Source organism: Cellulomonas sp. B6 (assembly GCF_001462455.1).
GTDB lineage: Bacteria > Actinomycetota > Actinomycetes > Actinomycetales > Cellulomonadaceae > Cellulomonas.
In genome coordinates this window covers 1-6,016 of record NZ_LNTD01000277.1, presented here as the reverse complement: position 1 = coordinate 6,016, position 6,016 = coordinate 1, and the positions used below count along the sequence as shown (strand labels likewise).

Annotated in this window: 6 protein-coding genes and 1 pseudogene; all 7 read left to right on the top strand. The window is 78.3% G+C overall.

The annotated features are described in order from the left end of the window. Nucleotides 1–200, top strand: a 200-nt coding sequence (locus tag ATM99_RS18345) for a cellulose binding domain-containing protein (protein WP_190278883.1), incomplete at its 5' end; no start/stop codon positions are given. A 128-nt stretch (nt 201–328) separates the two neighbouring features. Next, a complete protein-coding gene (locus ATM99_RS18340; protein WP_062104250.1) occupies nt 329–1,669 on the top strand; it encodes an aminotransferase class I/II-fold pyridoxal phosphate-dependent enzyme in 1,341 nt (446 codons plus the stop codon). A gap of 205 nt (nt 1,670–1,874) precedes the next feature. Next, entirely contained in the window at nt 1,875–2,912 is a 1,038-nt protein-coding gene (locus ATM99_RS18335) for a putative F420-0 ABC transporter substrate-binding protein (RefSeq protein WP_062104247.1), read from the top strand. After that, complete coding sequence (locus ATM99_RS18330) at nt 2,893–3,954, top strand: putative F420-0 ABC transporter permease subunit (RefSeq protein WP_369798110.1); 1,062 nt, start codon at nt 2,893–2,895, stop codon at nt 3,952–3,954. The genes ATM99_RS18335 and ATM99_RS18330 overlap by 20 nt, the downstream gene beginning before the upstream one ends. Further along, nucleotides 3,945–4,739 (top strand): putative F420-0 ABC transporter ATP-binding protein, encoded by a 795-nt coding sequence (locus ATM99_RS18325; RefSeq protein ID WP_062104245.1) that lies wholly within the window; start codon nt 3,945–3,947, stop codon nt 4,737–4,739. The genes ATM99_RS18330 and ATM99_RS18325 overlap by 10 nt, the downstream gene beginning before the upstream one ends. A 52-nt stretch (nt 4,740–4,791) precedes the next feature. Further along, the gene (gene cofD / locus ATM99_RS18320; RefSeq protein WP_062104242.1) at nt 4,792–5,775 is read left to right on the top strand and encodes a 2-phospho-L-lactate transferase; all 984 of its coding nucleotides are present in this window, start codon (nt 4,792–4,794) and stop codon (nt 5,773–5,775) included. Continuing rightward, a pseudogene (locus tag ATM99_RS18315) lies at nt 5,772–6,016 on the top strand (2-phospho-L-lactate guanylyltransferase); the annotation flags it as partial. The gene cofD and the pseudogene ATM99_RS18315, both read left to right, overlap by 4 nt.

Genomic DNA, 6,016 nt, shown 5'->3' with positions numbered 1-6,016 from the left:
CGGGGTGGCGCGTGACCGTGACGCTGCCGTCGGGCGCCACCGCGACGCAGGTGTGGAACGGCCGGTCGACGGGCGGCGCACCGCTGAGCGTGACGAACGCCGACTGGAACGGCCGCGTCGCGGCCGGCGGGAGCACGACGTTCGGCTTCCAGGGCACGGGCGACGGCGCGGGCGCGACCGCCACGTGCGCCGCCGCGTGACGCGCTGACGGGCCCCGGGGCGACGGCGAGTGCACGCCCGCGCACCGCCGTCGCCCCGGACGCACGTCCGCGAACGCCGCACATCGACCGGACACGCCCCCGCAACACGGGCACGCCACGATGCGCGCATGTCACCGCAGGAGCTGGCGGACCGCGTCACCGACCGGTCCCCCCGGGGCATCGCCGCGACGATCGCGCGCCTCGTGCACGCGGGCGACCTGCTGCCCGGCGACCGGCTGCCGACCGTGCGCGAGCTGGCCGCGGCGCTCGGCGTGAGCCCGGCGACCGTCGGTGCGGCGTGGCAGACCCTCGCGACCGCGGGGCTGGTGCTGTCGCGCGGGCGCGCCGGGACGTCCGTGCTGCCGGGCCCCGCGAGCCGGCTGCCGCGCCGGTACCGCGAGCTCGCGCGGGTCCCCGCGGCGTGCCTGGACCTCGGCGGCGGCGGACCCGACGCCGCGCTGCTGCCCGACCTGCGGCCCGCGCTCGCGCGCGTCGCGGCACGCACGCGCGCCGCGCGACCGCCCGACTACCTCGACGACCCGGTGGTGCCCGAGCTCGAACGTCTGCTGCGCGCGTCGTGGCCGTTCGCCGCGCAACGGCTCACGGTCGTCGACGGCGCGGTCGACGCGCTGGGCCGCGTGCTCGAGCAGGTCGTCGGGTTCGGCGACCGGGTCGCCGTCGAGGACCCCGGCGCGCCGCCGCTGCTCGACCTGCTCGACCACCTGGGGCTCGAACCCGTCGGGGTGCCGCTCGACGCGCACGGCCCGCGCCCGGAGGCCCTGGCGCACGCGCTGCGCGTCGGTGCGCGGGCGGTGCTGCTGCAGCCCCGCGCCCACAACCCGACGGGCGTCAGCACCACGCCCGCACGGCTGCGGTCGCTGGCCGCCGTGCTGCGCCGCGCGGCCGCCCCGCCGTGGGTCGTCGAGGACGACCACGCAGGCGACGTCGCGTCGTCGCCCGCCACCAGTCTCGGGACGCTGCTGCCCGGTCGCGTCGTGCACGTGCGGTCGTACTCGGCGTCGCACGGGCCGGACCTGCGCATCGCGGCGGTCGGTGGGCCTGCGGCCGTGCTCGACGCGCTCGTCGCGCGTCGGCTGCTCGGTCCGGGGTGGACCAGCCGCCTGCTGCAGCGCGTGCTGGCCGACCTGCTGACCGACGCGCGCGCGGTCGCGGCGGTCGCGCACGCCCGCGACGTGTACCGCGCGCGGCGCGAGGGCCTCGCGACGGCGCTCGCACGGCACGGCGTGGCCGTCCCGCCGGGCGACGGTCTGCACGTGTGGCTGCGCGTGCGCGACGAGGACGCGGCCCTGGCACGGCTCGAGGCCGCCGGGGTGCGGGTCGCGCGCGGACGGGCGTTCCTCGCGGAGCCGCCGCCGCGCGGCGGGTTCGTGCGCGTGACCACGGGCGTGCTGCCGGACGCCGACGCCGAGCGCGTCGCCGTCGCGCTGGCCGCCGCGGTCCGCGCGTGAGCCACCGCGACGCACGCCACGTCCGCCCGGCTTGCCCGGCACCCGGGGGCTGCGCCTAGGGTGACGGGTCGGAACCCGGCCCCCTCTCTGGCCGGGTCGCACCGCCCTGGCCTGGGACGGTCCTCCGTGGCGCGACGTGCGCCCCACCCCCGACGTCCGCGTCCGACGACGTGCGCGGCAGCAGCCCCCGCCGGAGAGAGACCCCATGCCCCGCGCCGTCCACCGTCCGTCGTCCGTCCGCGCCCGCACGCGGCTGGTCCCGTTCGCCGCGCTGGCCGCGCTCGCGCTGGCCGGGTGCGCGTCGGGTGCGCCGGCCGCGTCCCCCTCGACCGACGGCGCGGCCGCGTCGACGGCGTCGTCGGGCGCCTACCGGCCCGTGACGGTCGACAACTGCGGCACCGAGGTCACGTTCGACGCGCCGCCGCGACGCGTCGTGACCATCAAGTCGTCCACCACCGAGATGGTGCTCGCGCTCGGCGCCGCCGACCGTCTGGTCGGCACGGCGTTCGCCGACGGCCCCGTGCCCGAGCGCTGGGCGGCCGACGTGGCCGACGTCCCCGTCCTGTCCGACAAGGTCCCGGGCCCCGAGGCGCTGCTCGGGTCGGAGCCCGACCTCGTGTACGCCGGTTGGGAGTCGAACCTCACGGCCGACGGCGCGGGCGACCGCGCGTCGCTCGCGGCGCTCGGCATCGCCACGTACGTGTCCCCCGCGGCCTGCAAGGAGCCCGGCTACCAGCCGGACCCGTTGACGTTCGACGACGTGTTCGGCGAGGTCCGCGAGGTCGGCGCGGTGCTGGGCGTGCCCGACGCGGCCGAGGCCGTGGTCGCCGAGCAGCAGGGCGTGCTCGACGCGATCGAGCCGGTCGACGGGACGACGGCCGTGTGGTGGTCGTCGGGCGGCGACACGCCGTACGTGGGCGCCGGGATCGGCGCGCCGCAGATGATCATGGCCGCCGCCGGGCTCACCAACGTGTTCGCCGACGTGCACGACGCGTGGACGTCGGTCGGCTGGGAGCAGGTCGTGGCCGCCGACCCCGACGTGATCGTGCTCGTCGACGCCGCCTGGAACACCGCGGACAGCAAGAAGGCCGCGCTCGCCGCGAACCCCGCGACGTCGCAGCTCGACGCCGTGCGCGAGCAGCGCTACGTCGTCGTGCCGTTCGCCGCGACCGAGGCCGGCGTGCGCAACGCGCAGGCCGCCGCGGACGTCGCCGAGGCCGTGCGTGCGCTCGACGCGGACTGACGCACCCGCCACGGGCGGGCGGGCGCCGCTGCGGCCGCCGCTCGCGGTGCTGCTCGCCGTCGGCACCACGGCGCTCGTGGCGACCCTGCTCGTCGCCGTGACGATCGGCCCTGCCGACCTGGGCGTGGGCGAGGTCGTGCGGTCGGTCGGCGCGCACCTGGGCCTGCGCGCACCCGACGTGCCGCGCCTGCACGACGCGATCGTGTGGGAGCTGCGCCTTCCGCGCGTGCTCACCGCCGCCGCAGTCGGCGCGGGCCTGGCCGTCGCGGGCGCCGTCATGCAGTCGCTCACGCGCAACCCGCTCGCCGACCCGTACCTGCTGGGGCTGTCGTCGGGTGCGTCGCTCGGGGCCGTCGCGGTGCTGCTGCTGGGGGTCGCGCTGCTGCTGCCCGTCGCGGCGTTCGTCGGTGCGCTCGCGGCGCTCGCGGCGACGCTCGCGCTCGCGCGCACGGGCGGCACGCTGACGCCCACGCGTGCGGTGCTCGCCGGGCTCGCGATCTCGCAGCTCGCGGCGGCGGCGACGTCGTTCGTGGTGTTCTGGACGGCGACCGGCGACTCGTACCGCGAGATCCTGTCGTGGCTCATGGGCTCGCTCGCCGGCGCGACGTGGGCGTCGGTCGCCATCGCGGGCGGTGCGCTCGTGGTGGTCGGGTCGGTCGTGCTGGCGGGAGCGGGGCGGCTCGACGCGTTCGCGTTCGGCGACACCGCCGCGGCAGCGCTGGGCGTCCACGTGGACCGCACGCGCTGGGTCACGATGACGCTGGTGGCGCTGCTCACGGGCGCGATGGTCGCTGTGTCCGGCGCGATCGGGTTCGTCGGGCTCGTGCTGCCGCACGCGGTGTCGGTCGTGACGGGCCCCGCGCACCGGCGCCTGCTGCCCGTGGCGGGCCTCGCGGGCGCGGTGCTGCTGGTGTGGGCGGACACGCTCGCGCGCACCGTGTTCGACCCGCGCGAGCTGCCCGTCGGGATCGTCACGGCGCTGCTCGGGGTGCCGGTCTTCGCGGTGCTGCTGCGGCGCGGGCGGGGGGCGTCGTGGAGCTGAGCATCGCCGGGGCGGGCGCACGGCTGGGCGGCCGGTGGGTGGTCGACGGCGTCGAGGCGACGCCCCCGCCGGGTGCGCTGACCGGGCTGCTGGGCCCCAACGGTGCGGGCAAGACGACGCTGCTGCGCCTGGTCGCGGGGCTGCTGGAGCCGCACGCGGGCGCCGTGCTCGTGAGCGACCCGGCGGCGTCGGACCCGCGGCCCGCGGTGCCCGTGCACACGCTGCCGCGCCGCGAGCGCGCGCGGCAGGTCGCGCTGCTCGAGCAGGCGTCGGACGCGGCCGTGCCGCTGAGCGTGCGCGAGGTCGTCGCGCTCGGCCGCACGCCCTACCGGTCGGTCTGGGGCACGGACCCCGACCCCGGCGCGGTGGACCGCGCGCTCGAGGCCGCGACCGCCGCGCACCTCGCGGACCGCGCGTGGGCGACCCTGTCGGGCGGTGAGCGGCAGCGCGTGCACGTCGCGCGCGCCCTCGCGCAGGAGCCCGCGCTGCTGCTGCTCGACGAGCCGACCAACCACCTCGACGTGAGCGCGCAGCTCGCGCTCCTGGGGTTCGTGCGGCGCCTGGGCGTCACGACCGTCGCGGCGCTGCACGACCTCAACCTCGCGGCCGCGTACTGCGAGCACGTGCTCGTGCTGTCGGCCGGGCGGCTGGTCGCGGCGGGGCCGCCCGGCGAGGTGCTGACGCCCGCGCTCGTGCACGACGTGTACGGCGTGGCCGCGCACGTGCTGACCCACCCGGTGACGGGCCGCCCCGTCATCGCGTACGGGCCCGCGGAGGACGGATGACGAGCGTCGCACGAGGTTCGACGGATGAGGAGCGACGCATGAGGGTCGACGCATGAAGGTCACGGTGCTCTCGGGCGGCGTCGGCGGCGCGCGGTTCACGCGCGGGCTGCTGGCGCTGCTGCGCGACCGGCTGCCGGACGGCGCGGGCGGCACGACCGCGCAGGTCACGGTCGTCGCCAACACGGGCGACGACCTGTGGCTGCACGGCGTGCGCGTGTGCCCGGACCTCGACACGCTGATGTACACGCTCGGCGGCGCGGTGCACGAGGGCCAGGGGTGGGGGCGTCGCGAGGAGTCCACGCGCACCGCGACCGACCTGGCCGCCTACGGGCTGGGCTGGGAGTGGTTCACGCTCGGGGACCTCGACCTCGCGACGCACCTGGCGCGCACGTCGCTGCTGCGCGGCGGGGAGCCGCTGTCGCGCGTGACGGCGCGGCTCGCCGAGCGCTGGCGTCCCGGCGTGCGGCTGCTGCCGATGTCGGACGACGAGGTCGAGACGCACGTCGTGACCGACGACGGCACGATCCACTTCGAGGAGTGGTGGGTGCGGCACCGCGCGGCCGTGCCGGCGCGCGGGTTCGTGCAGGTCGGCGTCGAGCACGCGACACCCGCGCCGGGCGTGCTGGAGGCGCTGACGGAGGCCGACGTCGTGCTGCTGCCGCCGTCGAACCCGGTGGTGTCGGTCGGCACGATCCTCGGCGTGCCCGGGGTTCGCGACGCGCTGCGCACGACCGCCGCGCCCGTCGTCGGCGTCAGCCCCGTGGTGGGCGGTGCGCCCGTGCGCGGCATGGCCGACGCGTGCCTCGCGGCGATCGGCGTCGCGACGCAGGCGGGCGCCGTCGCGCGGCACCTCGGCCTGCGCGCGGACGGCGGGGTCCTGGACGCGTGGCTCGTCGACGACGCCGACGCGGACGCCGTGCCGGTGCTGGTCGCCGAGGGCTGGCGCGCCGCCGCGGCGCCGACACTCATGACCGACGTGCCGACGACCGCGCGCATCGCGGAGGCCGCGCTCGCGCTGGTGGACCGCACGCCGTGACCGCGTGGTGGGCGGTGGTGCCGGTCAAGGACCCGCGGCACGGCAAGTCCCGGCTGACCGGTGCGCTCGACGACGACGCGCGCGCCGGGCTCGTGCGCGCCATGGCGACGGCGACCGTGCGGGCGCTGCTCGCCGCGGCCGACGTCGCGGGCGTGGTCGTCGTCTCCCCCGCCGCCGACCCGCTCGGCGTGCCCGACCCGCGCGTCGTGCTGCTGCCCGAGCCGCTCGCGGCCGACGGCGC